Origin of the sequence: Streptomyces sp. R302, from assembly GCF_012927245.1 — a bacterium.
In the GTDB taxonomy this organism is placed as follows: domain Bacteria; phylum Actinomycetota; class Actinomycetes; order Streptomycetales; family Streptomycetaceae; genus Streptomyces.
Genome location: NZ_JABBGE010000017.1, coordinates 68,729 through 92,960, shown reverse-complemented (window position 1 = coordinate 92,960; position 24,232 = coordinate 68,729). Strand labels below are relative to the sequence as shown.

At 70.1% G+C, this 24,232-nt stretch carries 35 protein-coding genes; 23 read left to right on the top strand and 12 right to left on the bottom strand.

Going from position 1 to position 24,232, the window contains the following annotated elements:
• Positions 1-229: 229 nt before the first annotated feature.
• The 5 genes from HHL19_RS35675 (at position 230) to HHL19_RS35655 (ending at position 4,937) form a co-directional block, all read left to right on the top strand.
• On the top strand, positions 230-2,023 hold the full coding sequence (locus HHL19_RS35675; protein ID WP_169094571.1) for a hypothetical protein: 1,794 nt from the start codon (positions 230-232) through the stop codon (positions 2,021-2,023).
• A gap of 127 nt (positions 2,024-2,150) precedes the next feature.
• A complete protein-coding gene (locus HHL19_RS35670; protein WP_169094570.1) occupies positions 2,151-3,164 on the top strand; it encodes a hypothetical protein in 1,014 nt (337 codons plus the stop codon).
• A gap of 82 nt (positions 3,165-3,246) precedes the next feature.
• Positions 3,247-3,609 (top strand): hypothetical protein, encoded by a 363-nt coding sequence (locus HHL19_RS35665; protein WP_169094569.1) that lies wholly within the window; start codon positions 3,247-3,249, stop codon positions 3,607-3,609.
• Positions 3,610-3,612: 3 nt separating this feature from the next.
• Positions 3,613-4,170, top strand: coding sequence for a hypothetical protein (locus HHL19_RS35660; RefSeq protein WP_169094568.1), 558 nt, complete (start codon positions 3,613-3,615; stop codon positions 4,168-4,170).
• Positions 4,167-4,937 (top strand): hypothetical protein, encoded by a 771-nt coding sequence (locus tag HHL19_RS35655; RefSeq protein WP_169094567.1) that lies wholly within the window; start codon positions 4,167-4,169, stop codon positions 4,935-4,937. The genes HHL19_RS35660 and HHL19_RS35655 overlap by 4 nt, the downstream gene beginning before the upstream one ends.
• Here HHL19_RS35655 and HHL19_RS35650 read toward each other — a convergent pair.
• Positions 4,886-5,077 carry a hypothetical protein gene (locus HHL19_RS35650; protein WP_169094566.1) on the bottom strand — a complete coding sequence of 64 codons (192 nt, stop codon included), beginning with the start codon at positions 5,075-5,077 and terminating at the stop codon, positions 4,886-4,888. The genes HHL19_RS35655 and HHL19_RS35650 overlap by 52 nt on opposite strands.
• A 258-nt stretch (positions 5,078-5,335) precedes the next feature.
• Between HHL19_RS35650 and HHL19_RS35645 the strand changes: the two genes are divergently transcribed.
• The 3 genes from HHL19_RS35645 to HHL19_RS35635 all read left to right on the top strand — a co-directional run bounded on the left by HHL19_RS35645 (position 5,336) and on the right by HHL19_RS35635 (position 7,325).
• Complete coding sequence (locus tag HHL19_RS35645) at positions 5,336-6,379, top strand: hypothetical protein (protein ID WP_169094565.1); 1,044 nt, start codon at positions 5,336-5,338, stop codon at positions 6,377-6,379.
• Positions 6,379-6,588, top strand: coding sequence for a hypothetical protein (locus tag HHL19_RS35640; RefSeq protein ID WP_169094564.1), 210 nt, complete (start codon positions 6,379-6,381; stop codon positions 6,586-6,588). Before HHL19_RS35645 ends, HHL19_RS35640 begins: the two co-directional genes overlap by 1 nt.
• Positions 6,589-6,785: 197 nt before the next feature.
• Positions 6,786-7,325: a hypothetical protein gene (locus HHL19_RS35635; RefSeq protein ID WP_169094563.1), complete on the top strand. Its 540-nt coding sequence runs from the start codon at positions 6,786-6,788 to the stop codon at positions 7,323-7,325.
• Between the two features lie 132 nt (positions 7,326-7,457).
• Here the strand turns inward: HHL19_RS35635 and HHL19_RS35630 are convergent, their stop codons facing one another.
• On the bottom strand, positions 7,458-7,940 hold the full coding sequence (locus HHL19_RS35630) for a hypothetical protein (protein ID WP_169094562.1): 483 nt from the start codon (positions 7,938-7,940) through the stop codon (positions 7,458-7,460).
• A gap of 153 nt (positions 7,941-8,093) precedes the next feature.
• Here HHL19_RS35630 and HHL19_RS35625 point away from each other — a divergent pair, with 153 nt between their 5' ends.
• The gene (locus HHL19_RS35625; protein ID WP_206325882.1) at positions 8,094-8,483 is read left to right on the top strand and encodes a hypothetical protein; all 390 of its coding nucleotides are present in this window, start codon (positions 8,094-8,096) and stop codon (positions 8,481-8,483) included.
• A gap of 7 nt (positions 8,484-8,490) precedes the next feature.
• Here the strand turns inward: HHL19_RS35625 and HHL19_RS35620 are convergent, their stop codons facing one another.
• The 7 genes from HHL19_RS35620 to HHL19_RS35590 all read right to left on the bottom strand — a co-directional run bounded on the left by HHL19_RS35620 (position 8,491) and on the right by HHL19_RS35590 (position 12,932).
• A complete protein-coding gene (locus tag HHL19_RS35620) occupies positions 8,491-8,952 on the bottom strand; it encodes a hypothetical protein (RefSeq protein WP_169094561.1) in 462 nt (153 codons plus the stop codon).
• 558 nt (positions 8,953-9,510) lie between these two features.
• Positions 9,511-9,774, bottom strand: a complete 264-nt coding sequence (locus HHL19_RS35615; RefSeq protein WP_169094560.1) for a hypothetical protein — start codon at positions 9,772-9,774, stop codon at positions 9,511-9,513.
• Complete coding sequence (locus HHL19_RS35610) at positions 9,771-10,424, bottom strand: hypothetical protein (protein ID WP_169094559.1); 654 nt, start codon at positions 10,422-10,424, stop codon at positions 9,771-9,773. The genes HHL19_RS35615 and HHL19_RS35610 overlap by 4 nt, the downstream gene beginning before the upstream one ends.
• Before the next feature lie 55 nt (positions 10,425-10,479).
• On the bottom strand, positions 10,480-10,719 hold the full coding sequence (locus HHL19_RS35605; RefSeq protein ID WP_169094558.1) for a hypothetical protein: 240 nt from the start codon (positions 10,717-10,719) through the stop codon (positions 10,480-10,482).
• Positions 10,719-11,348, bottom strand: a complete 630-nt coding sequence (locus HHL19_RS35600) for a hypothetical protein (RefSeq protein WP_169094557.1) — start codon at positions 11,346-11,348, stop codon at positions 10,719-10,721. Before HHL19_RS35600 ends, HHL19_RS35605 begins: the two co-directional genes overlap by 1 nt.
• 100 nt (positions 11,349-11,448) lie before the next feature.
• On the bottom strand, positions 11,449-11,994 hold the full coding sequence (locus HHL19_RS35595; RefSeq protein ID WP_169094556.1) for a hypothetical protein: 546 nt from the start codon (positions 11,992-11,994) through the stop codon (positions 11,449-11,451).
• A gap of 17 nt (positions 11,995-12,011) precedes the next feature.
• Positions 12,012-12,932: a hypothetical protein gene (locus HHL19_RS35590; protein ID WP_169094555.1), complete on the bottom strand. Its 921-nt coding sequence runs from the start codon at positions 12,930-12,932 to the stop codon at positions 12,012-12,014.
• A 175-nt stretch (positions 12,933-13,107) separates the two neighbouring features.
• Here HHL19_RS35590 and HHL19_RS35585 point away from each other — a divergent pair, with 175 nt between their 5' ends.
• Positions 13,108-13,380 (top strand): DUF6225 family protein, encoded by a 273-nt coding sequence (locus HHL19_RS35585; protein WP_169094554.1) that lies wholly within the window; start codon positions 13,108-13,110, stop codon positions 13,378-13,380.
• Positions 13,381-13,387: 7 nt separating this feature from the next.
• Here the strand turns inward: HHL19_RS35585 and HHL19_RS35580 are convergent, their stop codons facing one another.
• A complete protein-coding gene (locus HHL19_RS35580) occupies positions 13,388-13,984 on the bottom strand; it encodes a hypothetical protein (protein WP_169094553.1) in 597 nt (198 codons plus the stop codon).
• Positions 13,985-14,214: 230 nt separating this feature from the next.
• On the opposite strand from HHL19_RS35580, the gene HHL19_RS35575 reads away from it, so the two are divergent.
• The 7 genes from HHL19_RS35575 to HHL19_RS38640 are packed head-to-tail and all read left to right on the top strand — an operon-like array spanning position 14,215 to position 18,342.
• Positions 14,215-15,099 carry a hypothetical protein gene (locus tag HHL19_RS35575; protein ID WP_169094552.1) on the top strand — a complete coding sequence of 295 codons (885 nt, stop codon included), beginning with the start codon at positions 14,215-14,217 and terminating at the stop codon, positions 15,097-15,099.
• 8 nt (positions 15,100-15,107) lie between these two features.
• Entirely contained in the window at positions 15,108-15,503 is a 396-nt protein-coding gene (locus HHL19_RS35570) for a hypothetical protein (protein WP_169094551.1), read from the top strand.
• The gene (locus tag HHL19_RS35565; RefSeq protein ID WP_169094550.1) at positions 15,500-16,033 is read left to right on the top strand and encodes a hypothetical protein; all 534 of its coding nucleotides are present in this window, start codon (positions 15,500-15,502) and stop codon (positions 16,031-16,033) included. Before HHL19_RS35570 ends, HHL19_RS35565 begins: the two co-directional genes overlap by 4 nt.
• A complete protein-coding gene (locus HHL19_RS35560) occupies positions 16,030-16,560 on the top strand; it encodes a hypothetical protein (RefSeq protein ID WP_169094549.1) in 531 nt (176 codons plus the stop codon). Before HHL19_RS35565 ends, HHL19_RS35560 begins: the two co-directional genes overlap by 4 nt.
• On the top strand, positions 16,557-16,727 hold the full coding sequence (locus HHL19_RS35555; protein WP_169094548.1) for a hypothetical protein: 171 nt from the start codon (positions 16,557-16,559) through the stop codon (positions 16,725-16,727). Before HHL19_RS35560 ends, HHL19_RS35555 begins: the two co-directional genes overlap by 4 nt.
• The gene (locus HHL19_RS35550; RefSeq protein ID WP_169094547.1) at positions 16,724-17,134 is read left to right on the top strand and encodes a hypothetical protein; all 411 of its coding nucleotides are present in this window, start codon (positions 16,724-16,726) and stop codon (positions 17,132-17,134) included. Before HHL19_RS35555 ends, HHL19_RS35550 begins: the two co-directional genes overlap by 4 nt.
• Positions 17,131-18,342, top strand: a complete 1,212-nt coding sequence (locus HHL19_RS38640; RefSeq protein ID WP_169094546.1) for a tyrosine-type recombinase/integrase — start codon at positions 17,131-17,133, stop codon at positions 18,340-18,342. The genes HHL19_RS35550 and HHL19_RS38640 overlap by 4 nt, the downstream gene beginning before the upstream one ends.
• Positions 18,343-18,618: 276 nt before the next feature.
• Here HHL19_RS38640 and HHL19_RS35540 read toward each other — a convergent pair whose 3' ends face one another.
• Positions 18,619-18,840, bottom strand: a complete 222-nt coding sequence (locus tag HHL19_RS35540) for a DUF397 domain-containing protein (RefSeq protein WP_169094545.1) — start codon at positions 18,838-18,840, stop codon at positions 18,619-18,621.
• Positions 18,841-18,843: 3 nt separating this feature from the next.
• Positions 18,844-19,677, bottom strand: coding sequence for a helix-turn-helix transcriptional regulator (locus tag HHL19_RS35535; RefSeq protein WP_206325883.1), 834 nt, complete (start codon positions 19,675-19,677; stop codon positions 18,844-18,846).
• A gap of 418 nt (positions 19,678-20,095) precedes the next feature.
• Between HHL19_RS35535 and HHL19_RS35530 the strand changes: the two genes are divergently transcribed.
• The 6 genes from HHL19_RS35530 (at position 20,096) to HHL19_RS35505 (ending at position 24,149) form a co-directional block, all read left to right on the top strand.
• Positions 20,096-20,515: a hypothetical protein gene (locus tag HHL19_RS35530; RefSeq protein ID WP_169094543.1), complete on the top strand. Its 420-nt coding sequence runs from the start codon at positions 20,096-20,098 to the stop codon at positions 20,513-20,515.
• Positions 20,516-20,652: 137 nt separating this feature from the next.
• On the top strand, positions 20,653-20,847 hold the full coding sequence (locus tag HHL19_RS35525) for a hypothetical protein (protein WP_169094542.1): 195 nt from the start codon (positions 20,653-20,655) through the stop codon (positions 20,845-20,847).
• On the top strand, positions 20,844-21,440 hold the full coding sequence (locus HHL19_RS38345) for a class I SAM-dependent methyltransferase (RefSeq protein ID WP_169094541.1): 597 nt from the start codon (positions 20,844-20,846) through the stop codon (positions 21,438-21,440). The genes HHL19_RS35525 and HHL19_RS38345 overlap by 4 nt, the downstream gene beginning before the upstream one ends.
• Before the next feature lie 149 nt (positions 21,441-21,589).
• The gene (locus HHL19_RS35515) at positions 21,590-22,132 is read left to right on the top strand and encodes a DUF6082 family protein (protein WP_169094540.1); all 543 of its coding nucleotides are present in this window, start codon (positions 21,590-21,592) and stop codon (positions 22,130-22,132) included.
• A gap of 302 nt (positions 22,133-22,434) precedes the next feature.
• Positions 22,435-23,694 carry a hypothetical protein gene (locus HHL19_RS35510; RefSeq protein ID WP_169094539.1) on the top strand — a complete coding sequence of 420 codons (1,260 nt, stop codon included), beginning with the start codon at positions 22,435-22,437 and terminating at the stop codon, positions 23,692-23,694.
• A gap of 71 nt (positions 23,695-23,765) precedes the next feature.
• Positions 23,766-24,149, top strand: coding sequence for a hypothetical protein (locus HHL19_RS35505; protein ID WP_169094538.1), 384 nt, complete (start codon positions 23,766-23,768; stop codon positions 24,147-24,149).
• Positions 24,150-24,232 lie beyond the last annotated feature (83 nt).

Sequence of the window (24,232 nt, the reverse complement as noted above, 5' to 3'; positions counted from 1 at the left end):
GCCGCACCCCCTCGCTGGGGTGGTGGGCCTGCTTCATCCATTCCCCTCCCCCGGGTGCACGGCCCACCACCCCAGCCCCCGTTTTCCGGCGCGGGCGCCGCCACCGACTGGCGGGGGCGGCCTGTTCGTCAGGCCCGCGCCGGAATCCCTCGCGGCCTGGCCGACGGCCTGGGCATGGTCCGTCGGCCAGGCCGCGACACTAGGTCCCTGCGGGCTGCACCTTCCCGGCATGTCCCGCACGCAGCCACCGCCCCGCAGCCCCCGCGTGGCACCCGGGCGGCGCGAGCTGCAGAACGCCCGGAAGCCGGGCGTCGTCTCCCGCGACGCCGCGAACGTCGCCGACATCCTGCTGCGGGCCCCCGCCGCCGCCCGCCGGAACGCGTTCAAGCACCAGCTCAGCACGCGCGAGCGGCCGTACGTCATGCGGGAGGTCGAACGGGCCACCGGCTCCATGTACGGCCTGTGGGCCGACACCCCGTCCGGCTTCATCGAGGACGTCCTCGGAGAGTCGATCTGGAGCAGGCAGCGGGAGATCGTCGACGCCGTCCCCTTCCACAAGCGGACCGCTGTCCCCGCCGGCTTCGGTGTCGGCAAGACCTGGATCGCCGGGCGCCTGGTCGCCTGGGCCGGGTCCGTGAACGCGCCCGGGACCATGGTCATCGTCACCACCGCGACCCGGTTCCGGCAGGTCCGCAACCAGCTGTGGCCGCATATCCGCAAGACCGTCGCCCGCGCAGGGCTTCCCGGCTACTGTGACACCACCCAGTGGAAAATCCCTGATCAGTGGGGCAACGACGTCATCGTTGCGTACGGGTTCACCGCGCCCGAGAACGACGAAGCCGCGATGCAGGGCATCCACGGCACCCCCAAGCTTCTCATCGTCGTCGACGAGGCCGGCGGCATCGCCCGCACCATCGGCAACGGCACGAACAACCTCCTGACCGGCGACGCCCGGATGCTCGCCATCGGCAACCCCGCCATGGACGACCCCCGCTCCTGGTTCGAGGGCCTGTGTGAGGAAGGCGACGACCCCGAAGAGCCCGGCACCATCACCATCCCCATCGCGACGTTCGCCTCCCCCGCCGTCACCGGCGAGCGCGTCCCCTACTGCAACGACTGCCCCGCCGGCGTCCCCCGGCACTCCCTCGCCATCCACCTCCCCGACCAGGAATGGGTGGACCGCACGATCCGCGAGTACGGACCCGACCACCCGTACGTCATCGCGAAGGTCCACGCCAAGTTCCCCAAGGGCGGCGGCGGCCTCACGATCCCCGTCACCTGGGTCGAAGCGGCGCAGCAGGCCGACGATCCGACCGGCCCGGGCTGGCGCCGCCTGTGCGACCTCGGCCTCGAGGGAGAGACCGGCATCCACACCGTGAAGGACGGCTCCTGGGTTCGTCTCGGCGTCGACGTTGCGGCCGACGGCGGCGACGAGTTCGTGATCTCCCGGATCGTCGGCGACGTCATCGAGACCCGGTACTGCTCCTCCGGCACCATCAACGACGACCAGGTCCTCCTCGCGGAGAAGGTCCTCGAGGAGATCGCCGCGGCGCAGCGCCTCGCTGACGCGCTGGGCTCCCCGCACGTGGTACGTGTCAAGGTCGACCAGAACGGCATCGGGCACGGCGTGACGTCCATGCTGAAGCGGTGGGCGGAGACCGGCCGGCACCAGGCCCAGATCGTCGGCGTCATGGTGTCCGAGTCACCCACCCAGGACGACCCTGGCGCGGTCATGCGGCCCTACCGGAAGCGCGACGAGATGTGGCTGGCCACCCGCGGCCTGCTCCAGCCCGACCCCTCCACCGGCACCGGGCGCCTCCGGCTTCGCGTCGACCGGCAGACCGGCATTCAGCTCTCCACCCCCCGCCTGGGCTCCAACTCCGCCGGCTACAGCGTCGTCGAGTCCAAGCGGGCCATGAAGCAGCGCGGCATGAAGTCCCCCGACCGCGCGGACGCCGCCCTGCTCGCCGTGTACGAGCCGGAGCCGATCAACCCGCCGCGCCGCCGCGGCCTGCTCAACTAGGCGGCCCGGCGACGACGGCGCCGCAGGTCGTTTCGATGGCCGGACTTTCGGCCCGCCGCTCGTAGGCCGCCGTCGTTCTTCACCGGGAAGTGGGTGGGCGGCCGCCCGAGCGTGCAAACTCTGTCTCATGAGCTTGACCGCCCACCACCCCAGCGACCGGGGCGTGCACCCGACGCCCGCGGTCGCGCTCACCGTCGTCGCCGACCCGCCGCCCGCGCTGCGCGAGCTCGAGCGGGTCCTGGACGTCTTCCGGAAGGTTCACCGCACCGCGCCGGACGTCGTCAGCAAGTCGCGGATGCAGCAGCTCGAATGGGTCGCCGGCGAGCTCGCCCTCGCGGTCCCTCTCGGCCTCACCGAGACCGCCGGCGACTCCCTCGCCGACCTTCTCTCCCCGGAGGCCGTCCACGCCTACCTGCTCTACGGCCGCGGCGGCTACCTGCGCACGGCGCCGATAGTGGCCACCGACCCCAGCAGCTACGACACCTCGGAACGGATCCGGATCGCCTGCCTGGAGCGGTTCGCCAGCCAGGCCAGGATCCCCTTCGAGGCGCCCGACCTTCCCCCCTGGGGGCTGCGCCCCACCGTCTCCCCGCGCATGGCCGACCTCATCACCGACCACCTGGAGGAGGAGGCCTCGAAATGGCCGGAGGCGGACCGGCCCGATCTCCTCGTCCGCGGGCTGGCCATGTGGGGCGTGATGAAGGACGTCCTCCCGCGCCAGGGTGAGCTCGAGTCGATGCTCGTCGACGACCTGACCCTCGAGAACCGCATCCCGCGCGCGATCACCCTCGTCCGGCAGCCACAGGGCGGCCTGCGGGGGAAGATGCCCGAGCCGGAGACCGCCGCCCTGAGCGCGCAGACCGGGCGTCGGCTCGCCGACTGGCTCACGCGGCGCCCGGCGCTGATCGCGCACCTGCAGGGAGGTGTTCCCCGGCATCTGTGGCTGTCCACGTGGCACCCGAACACGGGCGTCCCCATCGACAAGCGAGGCATCAGCAAGTGGTACAAGAAGGTCGCCGACGCTGTGCAGATCCGGCAGGACGCTGCTGGCGATGCCGAGGAGGATCTGGTGCCGACCCGCTGGGAGACGATGCGCCGTACCCTCCTCGCCGAGCGGCAGGCCCTTGAAGGCACCGCCTAGGGCGCCCGCGAGCTGGCGCCGTGACGAGCGAGGCTTCGGATAGGGCATTTGGGAAGGATCCGTACCCCTCTAGGGTGTCGGTATGACCCAGCTGACTACCCTGGCAGACGCGTACGGCCTGGACCGCGTCCGCGCGGCCCCAGCCGGGGGCGTCGACTTCATGGCTCAGATCGCCGCGTTCGAGGAGCGCCAGCGGGTGCACCCTGAGCGGGCGCACTGGTCTCCGGTCGACCAGACCGACCCGGGCGACGACGGTCCTGCCGAAGTTCTCGACGGCGACCTCGACCGGTGGCGCCGCCTTAGGACGGGCCCGAATCAGGGCCTGTGGCGGATGGTCGACTTCCACCCGGGCCGGCACGAGGCGCGCGCCGGCGAGCCGTTGCCGTGGCAGCAGCTCGCCTTCCACTACGGCCCGCTCACCGACGCCGCGAGCGAAAGGAAGTAGTTCATGCCGTTGAACACCGAGTACATCAACAGCGACGAGGGCAACCGACGGCGCGGGATCGGCCTCAGCCGTCTGGCGAACGCGCTGGTCTACAGCCAGCACCCGGACGCCATGGTGTGGCACGACGCCATCAACAACGAGATCAGCCGCCAGATGGGCGGGGCCTGCCAGGAGCGGGCCGAGGAGGAACGGCGGCAGCGGCTCCGGGCCCCCCGGGAGGACGCGGAGGCGGCCGTGTGGCTGGAAGCCCAGCGCTGCCTCAAGGACCTGTGGCGCACCTCCTTCAAGGAGATCACCGACCGGTTCGGCGTCACCGCAGCCTACGAAGACGTTCGCGCTCCGGCCGAGGCCGCCGTCGCCTACCGGGCCTGTAACGCCGCGGAGGCACTCGACAACCTGGCTCGGGCCATGGAGATCGCCGGGCAGGACGCAGCGGAGATCGCGGAGCAGGCTGTCCGGATGCGGGAGACCGCGCGCGAGAAGGCGGCGCAGACCGGCATGCACGGACTCATCGCGTCGGTTGAGCGGCGCCTCAGTCAGCCGAAGGAGACGACGGTATGAGCACGAGGCCGGTTCGGGACCGGGCGGGCAAGCTTCGGCGGCTGGCCTACACACTCAGCGTGAAGTACGGGCTGGAGGGTCGGCACGAGCAGATCGAGCCGCAGTACGACGACCGGACCCGCGAGTGGACGTTCTGCTGGGTGGACGGGCCTACGGTCGAACAGATCAAGCGGGCTGCCCGAAAGGAGCAGCCGGAGGCCGTCGAAGGGCTGCGGTACGAGCGCCGGTTCTCCTCGGCGGCCTTCGCCCTGGGCGCGGTCCGCCTGCTGCGGTCAGGGACCTTGGAGAAGGACCGGTACGGCACCGTCTACATCAGCGAGATGACCGTCCGGGAGGCCCTGCGGCTCGTGCCGCACCCGCGGCCGGGCGACGACCGCGAACGTCTTCTTGTCGAGGCGATCGTCACTGAGGCCAACGACGGCCATGGGACGAACTGGGCCAGCGAGTACACCATCGTCCGACTGGTCCGCGAGCGCGGCCTCGCCGAGTTCCTGCGGCGGTCCGGCGCCGAGCTGTCCCCCATCGAGGCGCTGACGGCCCGCTACGTCAGCTCGCAGGGCTCGGCAGCCTGGCGGGAGCAGCTGGAGCCCATGACCGCGCTGGAGGCGTTCGCCGCCGTGCAGGCAGACCCGAAAGCCACACCCGAACAGATCAAGGCCGCGCTCGCCCTCGTACCTCGGCTCCGCGCCGAACTGGACCTCGCGGCAGAAGCACTTCAAGCGCGGGTCGCAGGCCCTCCCGCGGTTACCTCCGGCTCCCAGCGGTAGACGGGGCGGCCGCTCTCGTCCTCCTCTCGGACATAGCGGCCGCAGCCGGCCGGGGTGCGCATCTCGATCTCGTCGATGAAGTCGTCCGGGTTCGCTCCCCCGTCGAAGGGGCCGCCGATGTATCGCGTGCGGGTGTTCATGGCCGGATCCTACGGTTCCACCGTGCAGCAACCGGTACTCTGTTGCTGCACGGCCACGTACAGGCCCAAGCCAGCTTCGGCCCATGACTGGGAGCATTTGAGGCGAAGGTGCCAGGACCTTGGAGTCCCAGCGCATCAGTGCGATGAAGTGCCAGGTCGCCGTTTTCGGCGCCTTCTTCCGTATGTCGCGCCACCACTACGTTCTCCGCGCGTGCATCGGGTCATGGGTAACCGCTGCACGCCACCGAGGAGAGACACGTGGTCAAGAAGCACGGACAGAAGCAGCGCGCGAAGGCCCGTTCGCGCCGTACCGGAGCCGCCTACGCGTCGGCGGCCGCCGGCGCCAGGCACGAGCACACCCCGCTGCCGGACATGGCGGTCCTCGAGGACCTGCCGCACCACTCCGGCCGGGAACTCGACACCGAACTCGCCGCCCGCCTGGTGGCCGCCTGCCACGCGCAGTGCAGGCCCTGCCAGAAGACGCTCGCGAGGAAACTCCGCACCGAACAGCGCCCGACCCTGGTCGCGCTCGCCGCGGCGATCTACGGCGCCCTGCCCACGCCCGGCTTCATCGCCTCCGCCACCACCAGGGAGTGGGCGCCGCTGGCCCGAGCCGGGAAGACGGACCCGGCGGCGGCCGCCGCGGCGCTGGCCGCCGTGGAGGAGATGGACGACGCGGACGCCTCCGACCTCCTGGAGGACACCCTCGACCACTGGGCGATGGTCAACGCCGACCCGGCCCGGATCACCGAGACGGTCAAGGTCGTCCACGACGCGCCGCCGCGCCAGCGGCCGACCGACCCCATGGACGCTTTCCGCGAGGCCGGGGTGAAGGTCTTCACGCTCGACGACCTCGACCTGGGCGACGACGTCGACCTGTACCACCTGCAGCCGAACTACGGGGTGTACGTGGGTGCGACGAACACCCCAGACGGTCAGGACTTCCCGATGCTCACCCTGTACCCGGAGACCGAGGACGCCGGGATCGAGGACCTTGAGCGCCGTACGGACTGGGAGCACTGGGGCCTGCACGGGATGCCGGACATGGACCCGCGCTGGCGGCTGCGCGCCCGGATCGCCGACCGGTCCCTGCAGGGCCTGGTGCACGTCGACGCCGACGGCCGGGACGACATCGAGCTGTGGCGGGCCTCGGAGACCGTCAGCATGCCCGACGCGTGGTGGGACCTCCTCGACCGCGCCCAGCACGTCCTGGTCGTCGGCCCGAGCGAGCCGGCGGCGCTCCAGGACACGGCCGACGAGGGCAAGCTCCTGGCGGTCGTCGGCCGCGTGAGCTTCGTCTGATGGCCGCCCGTGCCCGCCGCGAGCGGACTGAGCGCACATACCTGCCCGGGATCGCGGACGTGCGGATCTGCGGCGACGAGGCGACCGTCCGGGCCGTCCTCGACGTCCTGGCCGCCGAGTTCCTCACGACCAGCGCCCGGGAGTACGACGGCGGACAGCGCGCCTACCTCCAGCTCGACACCGGCAACACCGCCCCCGACCCGGACTGAGACCGCCTCATTTCCGGTCGGAAATTTAGAACTTGCCCAGGTCGCAGGCCACGGCCCCGGTGCCGTCTGGCGCGCACGCACCCGCACCACGGGAGCGCTGACCGCGCCGGTCGGTGCCGGGGGAGCGGGGGCCCGGGGGGCGGCGAAGCCCCCCCCGGCAGCCACCGGCCCCGGGCCCACCACAAGGAGACCCGCAGATGTACCAGGACCCCGATCCTCCCGGCTCCCCGGCCGACTGCGCCGACGGCGTGGTCTGGCTCCGGCCCGAGTACCAGGGCCGCCACGGCGAACTCGTCACCCTGGCCGACGGCGCCCGGCTCGTCGGCGTCACCAAGCAGGCGATCTCGAACTGGCAGAACCGGCACGCGAACTTCCCCGCGCTCGTCCTGCTCACCGGGTCGCTGCACAAGAGGACCAAGTGGGTCGTCGCCGCCGAGCTCGTCGACTTCGCGCGAGAGCAGCAGAAGCGGAGGAAGGGCCCCCGGGCCGGCCACAAGAGCCCGCAGCGCCCTGGCGCCGAGATCGCGGCGGCGCAGACGGCGCACTACGAGGAGGTGCTGCGGACCCTCACCGAGCGGGAGCAGCGCCAGAAGGAGGCCCTGGCCCGCACCCAGTCCGCCAAGCGCGCGGCCGAGGAGAAGCTCACCCGGGCCCGCGCCCGGCTCACCGCCGAGGTCGACGCCGTCGTCCGCCTCAGCATCCCCGCAGCCCGTACGACCACCACGGGCGTTATCTAGGGGGCGAGGCCTCTTCGCCCAGGTCAGACCACTGATCGACAGTGCAGGCATGTGAGGCAAGTGCGACTTGGCACGTCCTGGGAAAGCGTTTCGGTCGAATCACTTCCTGCACGCGCGTTCGGAAGTGAGCGTTCAGTCCACGATGTGCAGGGGAGTCGGCGGGACCGGCTCGGGCTCCGGCCGCTTGGGGAGCATGTAGGGGTGGGCGGCCGCCTCACCGCCTGCGGCCCAGGCCAGCGCACCGAGCACGATCCGCTGATTCGAGCCGTCCAGACGCGGCAGGTCGGTTCCCCAGTTCCCGCCCTTGCCCGTCATCAGGGAGCAGGCGAACCGCAGGACGCACCACTCTGCGCCGGTGCCATACAGTCCATCGGCCGGATCGTGGTCCTTGCGAGCCAGGGTCTGAGCCAGGGCCGACCAGCGGACGAAGACCAAGTCCCAGTCCTCGCTCTCCTGGGTCTCCCAGGAGAGCAGTCCCGCCTCCTGGAGTCGGTCCGGCCAGTGGCTCTCTCCGGAGCCGGACTCGGCGAGCAACCAGCACGCCGCCTCCTCGCGCCACGAACGGCCCTTCGCGCTACTCACCAGCGTCCCGCCGATGGGCGTCCATTCCGCCATGGCCCGACTCCTCGCACATCACAAACGTGCCCAACTTGCCTGAATGACCCCACGATATCCGGCAGGCATGTACGTCCGGAGGGCACTTGACAACATGCCTGACGCCGTTTCTCAACCCGAGATAACCGAGAAGGAGACCCGAATCCGTGGGGCGTGGCCGCGCGCGGCACCGACCGGCCGGGCTTCGGCGGCCCGGCGATCGTGCCGACCGTCTGGCAGCTGCTCAAGCTCGCGCAGGACGGCAAGCGCCCCGGCGGCGAGACCACGACGTACCCGGAGGCGATGGCCGGCCTCGGCATCGGTTGGGAGTCCAAGGCCGCCTCCGCCCGGCGCCGCCGAGAACGGGACGCCGCGGTGGCCCGGGAGGTTCTGACGCTGACGTGCGAGAAGTGCGGCGCCACCGACGGCGAGCAGTGCAAGACGAAGAGCGGGTGGGCCACCGACAAGGCGCACGTCGGGCGTCAGAGGCAGGCCGAGGGGAACGTCGACGTACGTCTCGGCTACCTCGGCGAGATGCCCGTCCCGGTCCCCAGCACCCTGTAGGGCCTGGCTAGGTGATGGGGTGGGCCGTGAGCCAGTCGACCAGCTTGTGCGCGGATCCGAGGACGTCGGGCCGGTTCGTGTTCGGGTCCGTCGCTCCGAGGTCTCGGCCTACGGCGACGCCCCGCTCCATGGAGTCGATCAGCGCGTACGCCTCCGACCAGAACTCCGGCCCCGTCTCCGTGTCCGCGTTCGCCGCGGCCCTCAGCTCACGGGCGGGCGCCATGACGGCCTGCATCTGATCCCAGCACGTCCCCGGTGCCGGCTCCAGACACCCGCCGCTCGTGTCGAACGTCTCGACGGCGGCCCGCACTGCCGCGGCCGCGTCCTGCACGCTCGCCGCCTTCTCGGTCGTCGCGGCGGCCGGCTTCCCGGAGTCCGCCTCGCTCCCCCCTCCGCACCCGGCCACGGTCGACACGACCACGGCCAGGACCAGAGCGCCGGCCGTCTTCCCCCACAGGTCTCTCCCCATGACGCGGGATCATCGCACGGCTCTACGACACGGCGAGCGTCCTTTCCCTACAGAGTTCCCGTGGGCTGGGCGCCGTGCGGCGTAGCGCCGATGGTCCCGTCGTTCCAGACCCACCGCCCCCCGACATGGTCAGAGGCAGACTGGTGCCAGCCTCCGGCATCGTCCACGTCGTCAGGGTCGGGGCGTTGGTCGCCGTCGTAGTGCCCGGCAGGAAGAGAGCAGCGGATCAGACCCCACAGGGCGTGGACATTCGTCGCCGTGCATCCGCCGCACTTTCGGCAGGGAACGAGCCCGGCGTCCAGGGTCCGGGGGGCCGGGTCGAGGCGGGTGTCGTTGCACACTGCGCAGGCGGTGCTCGCCGCGGCGGTGGCCGGGGGGGGATCGACAGCGTGATTTTCGTCAGGTCGGGGTGCTGGTCGGACGGTCCGATCGCGTCGACCTGGCAGTGCACGGTGACGGTGCGCCAGCCCTCGAGCGGCAGCCGGGGCGGCATCTCGCCGCCGAGGAGCGCGTCCAGGCCCGCGGCGGAGATCTCCCCGCTTCCGACCGGGTGCCGGGTCACCGGGGTCCTTCCTCGCCGTATACGCGCACGATCTGCCGGGCCTTGGCCGCGCAGTCGCCGCAGGACGGCGGTTTCCCGGTCCCGCAGATGGCCGCGGCGAGGGCATCCGTGGCGCCGGTGGAGGCGATGTTCAGCAGCATCTCGCCCTTCCGGCGGCAACGCGCGCAGGCCTGGGTCTTGCCGGGCCGTTCGCCGCACGCGATGAGGGCAACGCGGTCCTCCAGGGCGTGCGTGCTGCGGTCCGGTGCGAGGGAGGTCATCGCGGCTCCTTCGGCTTGTTGCTGCCCTTGGGGGCGCGGGACTTGTGATGGGCGATCGTCTGCAGGTCGGTTCCGGCCTGCTCGTAGGCGGTCATCTCCTGGCAGGCCGTGCACCGGTACGCGAGGAACCGGCGGAGCGGGCTGTTCTGGCGGCCGCCGGCCATCTCGCCGGGGCCCGGGTCTCCGCACCAGGTGCACGAGGGGTCGTAGTGGGAGAGGACCGGGGCGGTCTTCCACGGCGACCAGGTGATCGGGTGCCCGCGGTGTTCGGTCGGCAGGGGCGCGGCGGTGTAGACCGGCCGGTCCGGGACCGCCCAGAGGTGCCGGTCGGCACGGTCTGGTGCCGGCGCGGGGAGTTCCTCGGCGACGGCAGGCGGGATGGGGCGGGGCCGCGGGGGTTCCGGCTCGCCGCGCAGCGCACGGAGGCATCCCGGGCAGAGGTCGGACTCGGTGACGGGCCCCGTCCATGGGCGGACGCCCGGCGCCCGCTCGTCGTCCGGGATGCACTCCAGAGGGACGGTGAACACCGGCATCGCCGGGGCGGCGACGCCTTGTACCGCGAGGTGCAGCAGGGGGCGCCCCGCGGCGCGGACGATCAGCCGGCCGGCCCAGTCGGGTGTGAGGGGCGCTTCGACGGCGAGTGCGCTCATTCGTCCTCGCCCCACGTCGGATCGCAGGACAGGGTGGTGGCGGGCTGCGGGGTCATCAGGCGCTCCTGAGGAGGAAGGGGATCAGGCGGGTCGGCTTCGGGGTGTTGGCTCGGTACAGGGCCCGGCGGGCGCCGTGCACGGTGCGGCGGGCGAGGCAGAGCTCGCCGGCCGGGACGTGGCAGGTGGAGCAGGCCACCGAGTAGGCGCCCTGCTGGAAGCGGGCCGCGGTCGCGTGCGCGGCATCGTGGGCGGCGTCGGCGGCCGGGCCCGGGGCGGCGGCGGAGAGGAGCAGCATCAGGTGCCGTCCTCGTGGGGGGTGCGCAGGAAGCACGGCCGGGCGCCGGCGGCGGGGAACGGGTGGTCGCGGTCGAGCTGGTACTCCCACTGACCGGTGAAGGGGTTGGGCCTCTTGGCCCGCCGGTAGTAGGCGGTGCCGAACTGCATGTCCGTGGAGTCCCCCCACTCGGTCGCCAGCTCGAGCGACAGAACGGGGCCGGGCAGGGCGCCGGGGGCCTGGGGCGCGCGCGGGCCCCACAGCACCATCTGCACGCCTCGGTGGGGGCCTTCGGCGAAGACGGCGATGTGGAAGTCCCGGTCGTCACCGGAGGCGACGGCGGACGCGTCGCGGACGTTGAGTGCCCAGGTGCTGACGTCTACGGCCGTGGGCGTGGGTGTGAAGCCGAGGAGCGCCCGGAGCGAGGCGATCGTGGTCAGGAGCTCGGTGTATCCGGCGACGGGGAAGCCGTCGATCCACTGGTCGCGCAGCAGGGAGCACGCGGCCTTGTCGGCCGTCCCGAGGAGCTGCAGGTCGATGAGATCGGTGTCGAGGTGGGTACCGCTGCGCGCGTACGAGGAGCGGACCAGATCGAGCATGCGCTCGTGGTCGAAGGCGCGCGGGGTGGGCATGGTCGGTGCAGTGCTCATGGAGGGGCATCTCCTGGTGCAGTGGTCGAGGACGGGCCAGCCCTCATGTACCTGTACGTCGAACGGCCGATTTCTGTGACGCTTTCTGCGTCTGCCCAGGTCAGAGCGGTGGGATTTCGGCGACGACGAGGCTCATCCGGGCGGCGCCGGTGGTGACCGGGGGCCCCATGACGGGGATGGGGCCCACCAGGAACTCGTGGTTGTCGTCGGGCAGCAGGCCGCCGTCGGTGACCAGGCCGTCGACGTACGCCTTCGCGGTCGGCGCCCAGTTCCCCGGGTCCCGCCGCCGGGACAGGGGCCGCGGGTGCAGCACGTAGAAGACGGCGGCCCGCTCGAGGCGCGGCAGGCGCCGAGCGACAGCGACGCCGGCGGCGTCCTCCCGGAGGCGGCTGCGGATCCGGTGGGCGGCCATGTGGTGCAGGCGCTGGTTGCTGGTCAGCATCTCCTCGACGTACGGCATGAGCAGCACCCAGTGCCGCCCGGGCCCGGATAGTCCGGCGAGCAGCGGCGCGACGTCGGGCGGCGGCGGGGTGGACGGCGGGCCCGGGTTCGCCGGCTTCTTCCGGGGCTTCTTGGCCGCGGCCGCGGGCGCCGCCGCGCCTCCACGGCGGCGCTCCTGCAGCTGGAGGAACTGCTTCGCGGTCATCCTGGCGACCACGCCGGTCAGCCCTCCAGGGCGGCGGAGCCGGCGTCGGTGAGACGCCAGCGGCGGCCGGTGCCGCCAAGCGGAGTCGAGGTCCAGTCGTCTTCGATCCGCGTCCAGCCCTTCGCCTCCAGCTTCCGCGCCGCGCCGTCGACCTTCCGCCCCAACTGGCCCCAGGCCACGTCGTGGCTGCGGGTGCTGGTGTCCCGGACCGTCGGCTGTCCGCGGCCCGGGCTCATCGTGAAGACCACGCCGTCCCGGATCAGGAGCAGCAGGGCGGCCTCCGCGGGGGTGGGCGGCGCCGGGGCGTCGAGGGTGCGCACCTGGCCCGCGTACTCGATGCACCGCACGCACGTGGGCGGCGTCCCCTCGAGCGGCTCGCCCAGGTGCAGCGGGTTCGTCCGCCCGGGCCTCTCGCACAGCCCCATTCCGGCCTTGTGCTGCCGGGACCGGCCGGAGACCAGGTCGACCGCGGCCGTCACGTGCCCCAGAGGCCCCCGTACGCCGCTGTGCCGCGTGTTCTCCCGCACGGCGAAGGCGGCGGGCGCCGCCGCGGTGATCAGCGCCCAGCGGCGGTTCTCCTGCTCCCGCCGCGCGGCGGCCGCGGCCGCGCGCTCTTCACGCAGCGCCTCTGCGGCCCGACGCTCCTGGACGATACGGTCAGGGAGCGCCGGATCGAGCCCGCGCTCGTCGGCGAGGATCAGCATCCAGCCGTCCCGGGACGGCACCCGGCCCAGGCCGGGGAAGGAGCGGCCGAGGACGGCGGTGCACCAGTCCGCCCCGCGCCGGGCGACCACGTCCTCCATGGTGGCGATGGTGCGGCCGCTGATCGGGCCGCCGTCCTTCGCGCGGGCCGCGCGGCGCAGTTCCTCGTACTCGGGGTACGTCGGCTCGGGGTCGGGCTGCGGAAGCAGGATGGTCACAGTGGTACGACGGGACACAGGGGTGCTCCTCGGTTCGGTGTGCCGGCGGTGCTCTCCGCCAGCAGGGCGCCACATGGGGCGCCGTAAGGTCGCGCTTCACCCGTTGGGGTGCATTTTTGCGGTTGTGTCGTGCGGTGTAGACGGTGTCCGTAGCGTGAGGCCGAGGTGTGGTGGAGGAAGAGGAGAAGGTCGCGTGCAGCCCATCAGCTCGGAGGGGTACCACCACGTGGTCAACGTGTGGACCGTGGGCCAACTGCGGCGCGCGCTAGCGGACTTGGCTGACGATACACCGCTCGCCGGATCGATTCCCCAGAGCCTCGGGCCGCGTCCATGCGACTCCTTGGAGGACGACGACTGGATCCTGGCGGGCCTTGAGGTCGGTCCGCCCGGAGAGCCACCGGTTCTGCAGCTCGACCGGCCCACCGGGCGGTACGTCCACATCCATCGCGAGGAAGAGGGCGAGTAGCTGACGCCTATCCGCCGGCGGGTGCCTGCTGGTCCTCCAGCCACGCTGCGAGGTCGTCGGCGTGCTGCTCCAGAAACTCCTGCGTGAACTCGCGGGCGTCGCGGGTGGAGTGGCCCATCTCCTCGTACAGCTCGACGAGGTGCTTGATGACTGCCTGCGGGTTGCCGCGCCGGGCTGGGTACACCCGGGCGAAGGCGTTGCGGAAGATCACGGCGAGGTGCGGGGGCAATCGGTAGCCGTCGGTCTTGCTCCAGGAGGAGCGGCCGTCGTAGGTGGAGGTGAGCGGCAGGACCGCCCCCTCGGGGAGCCACTTCTCCTTGATCCCCTTCGTGACGGTCTTGGTGATGGAGGAGGTGGGGCCCAGCAGGGCGTTCTCGCCGTACTTCTGCCGGTACTTCTCGCCGTCCAGCCAGCCGCCGCCTTCGGCGACTGCGCGGAGGAGCTGTCGGCCGCGTCCCTTGACTTCGCGGACGAATCGGTCGGCGCGCTCGGGCGTCCACGTGTCGTCGCCGACCAGCACGGTGGTCCCGGGCCGGCAGGCGGCCTCGAGCAGGGCCGTGTTCAGCTCGTTGTCGTCGTCGCTTGTCTCCAGAACGAAGCGCACCGCAGAACCCCTCTCGGAGAAATGACCCGGGACTCACCTGAGTCTCGGGTGAATATACCGGAGGGAGCGACTGAAGCGACTGAGATCCGGACATGGGGCGGCGAACCGTGACCGGAGCACCGGGCGCACCTCATCGAGTAGTTACTTACGGGTAGTCGACAATAACTGCAATTGTTGTCGGTAATCAGCGGTACGCTCCACGCACGACCCCATCACCAAGGCGGCACCCTGTGAGCGAGCAGAGCATCCCCACCCCCCGGGCGGACTACCGGCCCGACGTCGAGTTCACCCCCGTCAGCAACGGCCTCGACTACCTCGACAGTGCCGTTCGGCACCTTGAAGGACGAAAGCCGCCCAACGCTTACGACTTGAAGTACGCCGTGCTGCACCTGCACGCCGCTACCGAGGTCCTCCTGAAAGTACGCCTCGTCAAGGAGCACTGGAGCCTCGTCTTCGCGGACCCCGGGAAGGCGACGCTGCAGGCGTACAGCAACGGTTCCTTCGCCAGCTGCACGATCGCTGACGCGGTGAAGCGACTCGAGGGCGTTGCCTCCCTCAAGATCTCCGAGGACGGCAAGCAGGCCATCCACACGCTCCAGCGAACCCGGAACGGTCTCACCCACTTCGGCCACGTAGAGAGCGCTCACGGCGTCGAGGCGCAGGCGGCAGCGGTGCTCAGCTTTCTGTTGGACTTCATCAACACCCACCTCAAGAACGAGCCGGACGTCACCCTGACGATGGCCGAGCTGCGGGCACGGCTGCAACGCATCAAGCGACTGGTCCGGGACCGCATGAACCAGCTCTCCGGGGTATTGAAGCCGCTGATGCATCGAACAGTTCGATGCATCGAGTGCAGCCAGTGGGCGCTGGTCGTGGGCGAGAAGGTCATCACCTGTCGGTTCTGCCTGTACGAGTACGGAGAGCCCGCTGCCGCAGCTGTCGACTACGTACTGAACATCCGCTACCCCGGCGACCTTGGCCAGTGCAAGGACTGCGAAGAGCTGACCCTCTTCAAGGGGCGAGTCGCCAGCGACAAGAAACGAGACCGCCTGATCTGCTTCGCGTGCGGAGTCACCTACGTGCATACAGGCGAGACGGTGGTGATCTCGTCGTGAGCGCTTCGATGAGTACCGTTGAGAACGGGAAGCCGGCAGACGAGTGGGCCAGCCTGGCGGAGATGCTCAGGTTCCAGGGCGGGTTCACGGCGTGGGACGTCGCGGAACTGGTGCGACTTGCCAGCTCCCAGAGAGCGGGCGTCCGTGTCGTCGAGCGTATCGAGCAGAAGCTGGCGGAGAACGGCATCGGTCACCTGCCGCCCAGTCTCCCCCTCGACGGCTCGCGCAAGGTGCTCCTCTACGTCAAGAGCGACCCGAACTTCGGCTTCATCCTGCACCTGATCAGCACGCTCGCCACCCAGGATCCTGCCGAGGACAGCAACATGACGGTCACGCAACTGGAGATGCTGCTGGGCGCCATGCGCAAGGGCGGAGAGACCACGTCCCAGGCCGGCAGCCGATGAGCCCCACCGCCACCCACCCGCTCTACACCGAACAATCCGCCCTCGCCTGGTACGAGTTCATCCGCGACCGGCTCGAGGACGACTTGCGCGCGGCGTACCCGGGGCAGGACGACGGGCCCATGGCCACGTACCGGGAGCGGTACGGCGAGGCCCAGAAGGCGCACCGGCGGTTCCTCGCCGAGTGGGACGCCGGGGACGACTACGAGATCGAGCAGGCGTGGTGGGGGCTCAAGAACATCGCCAACGACTGGCGGCAGCACCCGGATTTCCCCGAGCCGATCTCCGACGGCACCCTCCCCTGCCCTATCACCTCCCCGGAGACCGGGCACCCCTGCACGAAGATGATCAACCCCGGCTGGACACCATCCGAAGGACACGGCGGCGGCCACTGGTTCCAGGACCCCAAGGTCACTGAACTCCGCGAGCAGGGGGTGCACTTCGACGCCGGCCTCCTCCTGTCCGGGCAGCCCACGCCCTACCACCGCCCGGAGGACTGCACCCCTGACTGTTTGCAGTGGAGAGACCGATGATCGACGCCATCGACCAGGCCACTGCGCGCACCTGGTTCTACTTCATTCGTGACCGACTGGAAGACGATCTGCAAGCCGCCTCCCCCGTGCAGGAGAGCGACGCCGTACACGTCTACCGCAAGGGGCGTCGCGAGGCCCAGCAGCTTTTTCATCAGGCCCTAGAAGCTATTCGCTGTGGAGACATCGCCGTGGCGGACATGCGCTTGGAGGCCTTGGAGGAGTTGGCCTCGAGGTGGAAGACACATGGCGAGCACCCTGCCGCAGTGCCCATCTCCGACGGAACTATGCCCTGTTTCGTTCCTGGCCCCGCCCCCGGGACTTACTGCACCAAGACCATTCCTGCTGGCTGCTCGGCGGACGATGGACATGGCGGTGAACACTTCTGGCAGTCCGTTGAGGCTGCCACTCTCCACAGGGGCGGGGCTCACTACAGCCGCGACCTGCCCGTCCTCCTCTCCGAAGTTCCGGCGGAGTGGCACTGGCCGAAGGACTGCACCCCCGACTGCTGGAGATGGAGGGACCGATGACCCGACACCGTGATCACGGCAGGATCGTGGCGCTGTTCGGCCGCGAGTACGAATGGCGCTGGGAGAACGGCCGCCTGACCCTCGAGCCTGACTTCTGGCAGCTCGGCGCCCGCCGGATGGCCGCCCAGGGCATCCGGCCATGGTTCGACTGGGAGAAGCTGCGGTGAGCGCCGCACCTGCGCCGATCGAGTACCTCTACGGCATCGAGGCCGGGCACGAGTTCGGCAACGACTGGATCCCCACCCGCGTCATCCGCTTCCGGATCACGAAGAAGACCCCGCGGCGTGTCTACTACCTGCCGCGAGAGTTCGGCCGGCTCCAGGAGCGGTTCGTCGACCGGGCCGTCCTCGAGCGGGACGGCGAGGTCTGGCGGAAGTCCGCCGGCTGGTGGGAGCCGGACATCCGCGTCTACCTCAACGAGCCCGTGCTAGAGACGGCAGCCGCCCCGGATCTCGGCGCGCTGAAGGCGGCGATGGCCGCAGCGCACCCCGACCGCGGCGGCACCGACGAGGAGTTCATCGCCGCGCGCCGGCGGTACGAGCAGGCGCGCGCCAGAGCAGGGACCCAGCAGTGAACCACGACACCTTCGACGAGGAGGTCCTCGACGCGGAGCTCGTCGAGGACGAGGGCGAGGCCCTGGCGGTCGTCCAGGAGCCCGCGCCGCGGATCGTCGTCGATCAGCACACCATCCTGCACCCGGGCCAGGCTCTGCCGACCACGGCTGACGGACCCCGGTACACCGAGCTGGACCTGCGCGTCAGCCCGGAGACATCCGCCCTGCTGAAGAAGTCGGACCCGGCTGAGACGGGCCCGATGAAGGCGTTCAGGGAGTGGTGCGCGGAGCAGCGCGACGAGCAGGACGGAGAGGAGGGCGAGGCGACAGGCCGTGTGCCGGTGCCGTGTACCACCGCCACGTTCACCGAGTACTCGCGGCATCTGATGGCGAAGGGTCTTCAGGTTTCGACGATCAAGAACTACATGTCGCTCATCCGAACCGCGATGCCGGTGGGGAAGAAGCCCGACAGCAGCGAGTACCTGCAGCTCTTGGCGCTCTATCGGAAGGAGAACAAGCGGGCGCTGAAGGTCAAGCAGGCGTTCCCGCTCACCTTGCCGTATGTCATCCCTATGATCCAGAAGGCCGAGGCCAGCGGGCGGGCCATCGGCATCCGCGACGCGGCCATCTTCGCCCTCGGGTACCGGATGCTCTCCCGCAGCGTTGAGGACGTCGATCTCCTGATCGAGGACCTGACGATCCTGGACGACCGCGTTCTCGTCTGGCTCGCCGAGGACAAAACCCACAAGGGCGAGCCCCAGACCCTCGTCCTCAGGGACCGGCCGGACATCCAGCTTGTGCCCCGTATGCGCCGCTGGCTGCAGCACCTTGCTGGCTTCGGCGTCACGACAGGTCCCGTCTTCCGGCACCTCCTCAAGAACGGCGAGCCGGCCAGCACTGAAACCCGGGAGAGGACCGCCACCGAGCGCGGCGAGCACCTGCGCCCGCAGACCATCAACGAGCGGGTGAAGTACTGGTTCGCCAAGGCCGGACTCGTCGGCGACGGCCGCCCCATCAGCTCGCACGGTCTTCGCGCGGGCGCAGCCACGGACCTCGCCGAGGCCGGGGCCACCGACGAGGAGCTCGAGGAGGCCGGCCGGTGGGTCAAGGGCTCACGCATCCCTCGGGAGGTGTACGTGCGGCCGGTCAAGAACGCGAAGAAGGACGTCTTCGAGAAGGTCGCCGTCTTCGAGCCGTCCCCCGGCGATCACGCCTCCGTGGAGTCCTGACGTCCGCCGCTCCGCATCATCGTGGCACCACCCACCGAGCGCGGCTGACGGCCGGCTCGTCGTCGTCAGAAGTCGCTGTCGACGACGAGCCGCAGGCGGTCCTCCAGGGCGGCAACGGCCTGCTACCAGGGGGCCTAGGAGTTCACCCGCTGCCACCTGACGAACTGATGTCCTGTGGGTAGGCTCGTGGACCCCAATGGGTACAGATGCACGAAGCGGCCCGGCCTCCCCCTCATCCGCCGTGGGGGAAGCCGGGCCGCTCGGCTATGAGCTCGTTCAGGCGGAGAAGCTGCCTGCCGCGACGCCGGTCACGAACGTCGACCAGGCGGCCGGCGAGCTCTCGAAGGCCGGACCGTTCTCCTGCTTCGAGTCGCGGGTGCCGATGGTGCCGCGCTGCGCGAGGTCCGCGACCTCCACGCAGTTGTTTCCGTTGCCGCTGTAGGACGAGGCGACCCAGGCGTCAGCGGGCGCCAGGTCCAGGGACTTGTTGAGGGACATGTTTCAGATCTCTCGTACTAGTTGGTGCAGGAAGTCCGGCGTACTCCCGACTGGGAGCGCGCCGTCCCGCAGGGCATCGAACCTGCGGGAGAATGCCCAGACCTCAGTGTCCTTGTCGCTGAGGTTGGAAGCGCCGTCAGGCATGTCCATCTGAACGACGGTCGGCAGGTTCTCCCCGAAATCCATGAGCGTGAAGTCGAAGTTCGACCGATACGTCTGCATGTTCAGCGGGAGGACCTGGATGGTCACGTTGTCAAGGGCAGCCAGGTCGATCAAGTGGTTAATCTGACCGCGCATCACTTCCTGGCTGCCCATGCGCCGGCGAAGGGTCGCCTCGCATAGGATGGCGCGGATCTCGACGGGGTTCTCGCGGGTGAGGATGTCCTTACGCTCCATCCGCAGGGCGACCCCACGCTCCACGAACTCGGTCGTCTTCTCCTCGATCAGCTTGCTGGACTGGAAGACGGCGCGCGCGTAGTTCTCGGTCTGGAGGAGGCCGAAGACGACGTCCGGCTGCCAGGCCCTTATGGTGCGGGCGCCGTCCTCCAGGCCTACGTACATGGCCATGCCGGACGGCAGTGTGCGCGCGTACGTGGACCACCACCCGCGGTTCAGGCTGTCCCTGTGGATTCCGACGAGGAACTCGACGTCTTCCTCGTCCGTCACGCCGTAGCGCTCCAGGAGAGTGACGAGGTCGGCAACGCGCCGGAAGGCCGAGGTGCCCTTCTCGACTCGGTAGAGCTGAGAGTCGGAGATCCCGAGCCCGTGGGCCGCGTCCTTGAGGTTGGTGAAGCCGGCCTTCTTTCGCAGGCGCTCCAGCTCCATGCCGAGCTGCATGCGTCGGATGGTGGGTCCGGTCGGGGCCGCCACGTGTTCGCCTCCTCTTGCGAGTCCGCTTGATTCTGCCCGCAGTGCGCCGCTGCCAGTCGAGAGTCCCCCGAACTTCAGCGAGAGTCCGGGCGATTGGCCGACGGTGCAGCGAATCTCAGGGCGTGTCCAGAGTGTCCCACCGCGAGTCCTCCTTGCAAAGAGGATCTCGCAGGCGGCGGCATATGCCGACACGAATGAAAACTTCACTTGGGGTTGTACGTGAACTGTCGCATGGAGGACGGTAGTTCTGCCACGGGAACCGCAACAGTCGCAACGAGCGGTGACCAGCCAGGCGGAAATTTCAGCTGGCCGTGCAGTCACCTCAGGTCCACGCCGTACCAGAGGTGACGACGGCCCCCCTCCCCCGACCTTGCCGAGGCAGATCATGACGACGAGCCAGAGCCCCACCAGCACAGGGCTGCTGGGGAAGCGACTGCAACAGTTACGCGAGGACCTGAACGCGAGCGCCGTCGTTCGCAGCTCGGGGGCGCGGGTGGTCCTGTACGTGAAGACCCTTCCGGGAGAGAACCCCACCGAGCACTTCCAGCGGCTGCGCGCCAAGGCCGCCGGCCGCGGCTGGACGGTGCACAGTGCGATCCACGACGACGCCGGCGGGATTGAGCCCGCCATGAGCGAGGCGTGGAACGAGCTGCTGACGATCCTGAGCAGCGGGTCCGCGCAGGGCGTGCTGGTCCCGACGTACCACCACATCAGCATGGACTCCAGGTCATACACGAACGCGCTGAACCTCGTCGCCGAGCGCCGCTGTTTCACCTCGCTCCTCATTCCGGAGCCGTCGACTTGAAGGACACCTGCGCGCTGGCTGGACGACCGCGGGGTGGGCTGGCGGCAGATCGCCGCCCAGGTCCTCCTGGTGGTGACCGTCGCCGGCGCCTTCACCTGGTTCTACCTCTACGAATTCCGGACTCCGTGAGGACACCCATGACGCTTGAACAGCGTGACCCCGGCCAGGCCCTGCGTGCGATGGTCCCCGAACCCCAGCCGCCGGCCGACGTGAACCTCTTCGGCGCGCGGCTGGGCGACACCTTCGAGCGGCGCTTCGACCCTGCCCGCCTTCGCCGCCGCTGCGGCCCCAGCATCGGTCCCGACAACGACGGACAGGAGGCCACCTCGTGAACCTCGCCCCTCTCCAGCACAGGTCCGCCGCCTTCTGGGACAGCATCTACGAGCCCCACGACACGATCTACCAGCCGATCCCCCGCGAGGAGCGACTTCTCCTCCAGGAACGCGCCGGCGCCGCGCTCGGGCAGCGTGCCATCGACGTCGGTACCGGACTTGGTGAATGGGCCTGCCAGATGGCGCAGATCGGCCTCAACGTCACCGGCTACGACTGTTCCCCCGTCGCGATCAACCGCGCCCACGAGTTCCACCGCGAGCACGGCGGCAAGCTCCACTTCGAGGTCCACGACTTCGACGCCGACCCGATCCCCCCTCACCTCCACACCGGCAGCGTCGACGTGGTGTCCTGCCGCCACGTCCTCCAGTTCCTTGAGCTCCCTCGGTTCATCGCGGACGTCCGCCGATGGCTGCACAGGGACGGCGTCCTGCACGTCGTCACCGCGGTCACCGAGAAGACGCCCGGCGGGAATCTCGGCATGCCGGAGGAACAGATCCGCGCCCTCGCCACCGGCTGGCGTGAACACGACCGCTACGACCTCACCTCCGACAGCTCCAGCACGGTCCTCGTCCTCCGCGGCCCCTGGGGCTGACACGAACCGGCTCCCGGCCTCACCCCCTGTCGTCTCCCTGCGGGGACTACAGGTCGGGAGCCCTCGACCCAGCCGGTCTCGCCTCACGCACGCCCGGCGGCGCCCACGCAACGCGGGTGCCCCGCACCGATTCCACGAAGGACAAGCCCTTGAAGATCTCCACCGCCATCCTCATCACCGCCGGAACGGTGGCCTTCGGCATCCTGGACGCCGGACGCCGCCACCGCGAGACGGCCGAGCGCGCCGAGCGGCACCACCAGGAGGTGGAAGAGCTCGCCGCCCTCCACCACGGGCAGCGCCTCGAACTCGGTACGGCCAAGATGCACCAGACGCTGCTCAACGTCATCGCGAACGACCCCGAGCAGTGGGCGATCTGGACCAGGAACGGCCTCAGCCCCGAGCAGTGCGGCCAGATGGTGAAGGTCAACCAGCAGATCAGCCTCACCCAGCTCCGCTTCTCGCTGGGTCAGATCACCCTGCCCGAGCTGCACGTGCAGGCCCGCAGCCTCATGGAGCGCAAGGCCGTCCGGGACTTCTGGGCGGTGACCCGCGACTTCCGGTCCCGGGAGACCCAGAACGAGACCACCCGCCGGTTCATCACCGTCCTTGACGGCGAGTACACCGCGGCCTGCCTCAAGGCCGAGGCCGAGGCCGAGGCCGAGGCCGAGGCCGAGAACAACGTGCCCGCCTGACCGGCCCTCCCCCGCAGTCCAGCCGGGGCGGGGCACTTCCTGCCGGCGGCGAAGTAGCCCCGCGCCTCGGCTCCACGATTCCGGTGGCCACACGGTCGACCCGTCCCGTGCGGTCACCCGGGCACCACCTCCCGCCCCAGCCTGCTGCAAGGTCACATCACACCCGCACGACGCAGGAGAGGGGCGGGCTGCACTTCCGGCCAGAACGCGGTCAAACAGCCGCAGGCACGACAGGTGCCCTTGCGCAGCAGCCGCGCTTTTGCCGGGGCCCGCGCCATTCACACACCCCGAGGAGGGCGAACATGCTCTTTCCGTACCCCGTGATCGAGCAGTTGACTGCCGACCAGGTGGACACCTGGAACCGGCACTTTTCCGGTACCGCCCACGAGCGGCCCCGCGCGGTCGAGGAAGGCATCTGGCGCCGGACGCAGGAGCCGGCCAACGCCGAACAGTCCGGCTGGACCCAGGACGAGAACGGCCGCCGCCGCATCGTGCACTACCGGTACGTGTACGACCTGGACTACACCTACCCGGTGCCGCGTCTGGTGCTGAAGGACCTGTACCTCTACCACTCGGTGCTCGCCCCGGCCGGCGAAATCGAGGCGTACCTGACGCAGGTGGACGCGTGGCTCGGCCGGGGCCGCTGGCGCAAGAAGGACAACGGCACCTGGGCGAAGGGTGACCTGCGGGCCACCATCACCGAGTACGACCACCACCCCCAGGACGAGCGCGCCGACCGCGACACCCCGGCCGGCTTCCGATCGGTCGACATCCGCCTGATCACCGACGAGTTCGAGGTCCCGAAGTCCATCCGGCAGCTCCCGTGGAACGTCCTGGCGGGCGGAATGCGGGTCAAGGAGCAGCGCGGCGAGCCGGAGATCGCGGACGACCTGTCGGGCCTGCTGGACCACATGCCGTTCATGGTCGAGATCGGCTGCGGCAGCTCGATCGAGGCCGGGGTCCCGCCGCTGCACTACCTCCACGAGGTGTACCGGGTCACCGAGCGGAAGGACAACACGCTCACGCAGTCGCACCGGTTCACCATGCGGCCGCAGGACGACACCCTCATCGAGGAGATGCTGACCGCCCCGACCGCAAAGGCCGAACAGCTCACTTCCATGTTCAAGATCGCGTTCGAGGCGCAGCCGACCGACGCGCACCACATCCTGAAAGAGCTGCACGACGCCGGCCACCTGGTCGGCCCCGTCATCCAGCACAACTTCGACCTCCTCGCGGCGCGGGCCGGGCTCGATGAGTGCTTCGTGCGCCGCTACGACCAGAAGATCCCGCCCGTTCCCTTCGAGAAGCAGGCGAACGCGCTCCTCGTCGTCGGCCTGCACGCCGACCGCCGCGCCGTCCAGGCCCGCGCCCGCGAGCGGGGCATGAAGGTCTTCTTCGTCGACCCCGAGGGGCTGATGGAGAACGGCGAGTGGAAGTCCTACCCGATCGAGGGAGCCCGGGAAGGCGACGTCGTCGTACGGGCCGGTGCGATCGAGGCGCTGTCCCGGCTCAAGGCCCTGCTCGCCGACCGCGACCGGGAAGAGGCGACGGTCAGGAACTGACCGCCACCCCAGGGGCCGCGCACCGCCCGGTGTGCGGCCCCGCACCGCACACACCCCAGGAAGGGGAGCACGTGGACTACGAGAAGGACCGCCCCCGGCTGCTGACGTCGACCCGCCCCATGCCGGACTTCCAGGACGACCTGGAGGCGATGGATCTCTCCGCCCTGGCGAGGCGCGGCGAGTACCTGAGCGAGGGCCTGCGGAAGCTGAACGGCATCGGCCCGATCCGCGACGTGCGCGGCCGCGGGTTCCTGTACGGCGTGGAGGTCACCGAGGGCAGCCTGTGGCCGCTTATGCGGGCGGTCGAGGACAACGGCGTCTTCCTGTACCCGTTCACCGGGGCAGGTGAACCGAAGACGGAAGGCCTGGTCATCGCGCCGCCCCTCATCTCCACGGAGGGCGACCTCGACTTCCTGGTCACGGCGCTTCGCGAAGCGGCGCTGTCCCTGGCCTGAACAGGCGTGCGAGCGGCCGGACTTGGGTCATCGCCCCGATACCGTTCGGGGGCGTGCCGCGCCCGGTGCGCCCCCGACCAGAC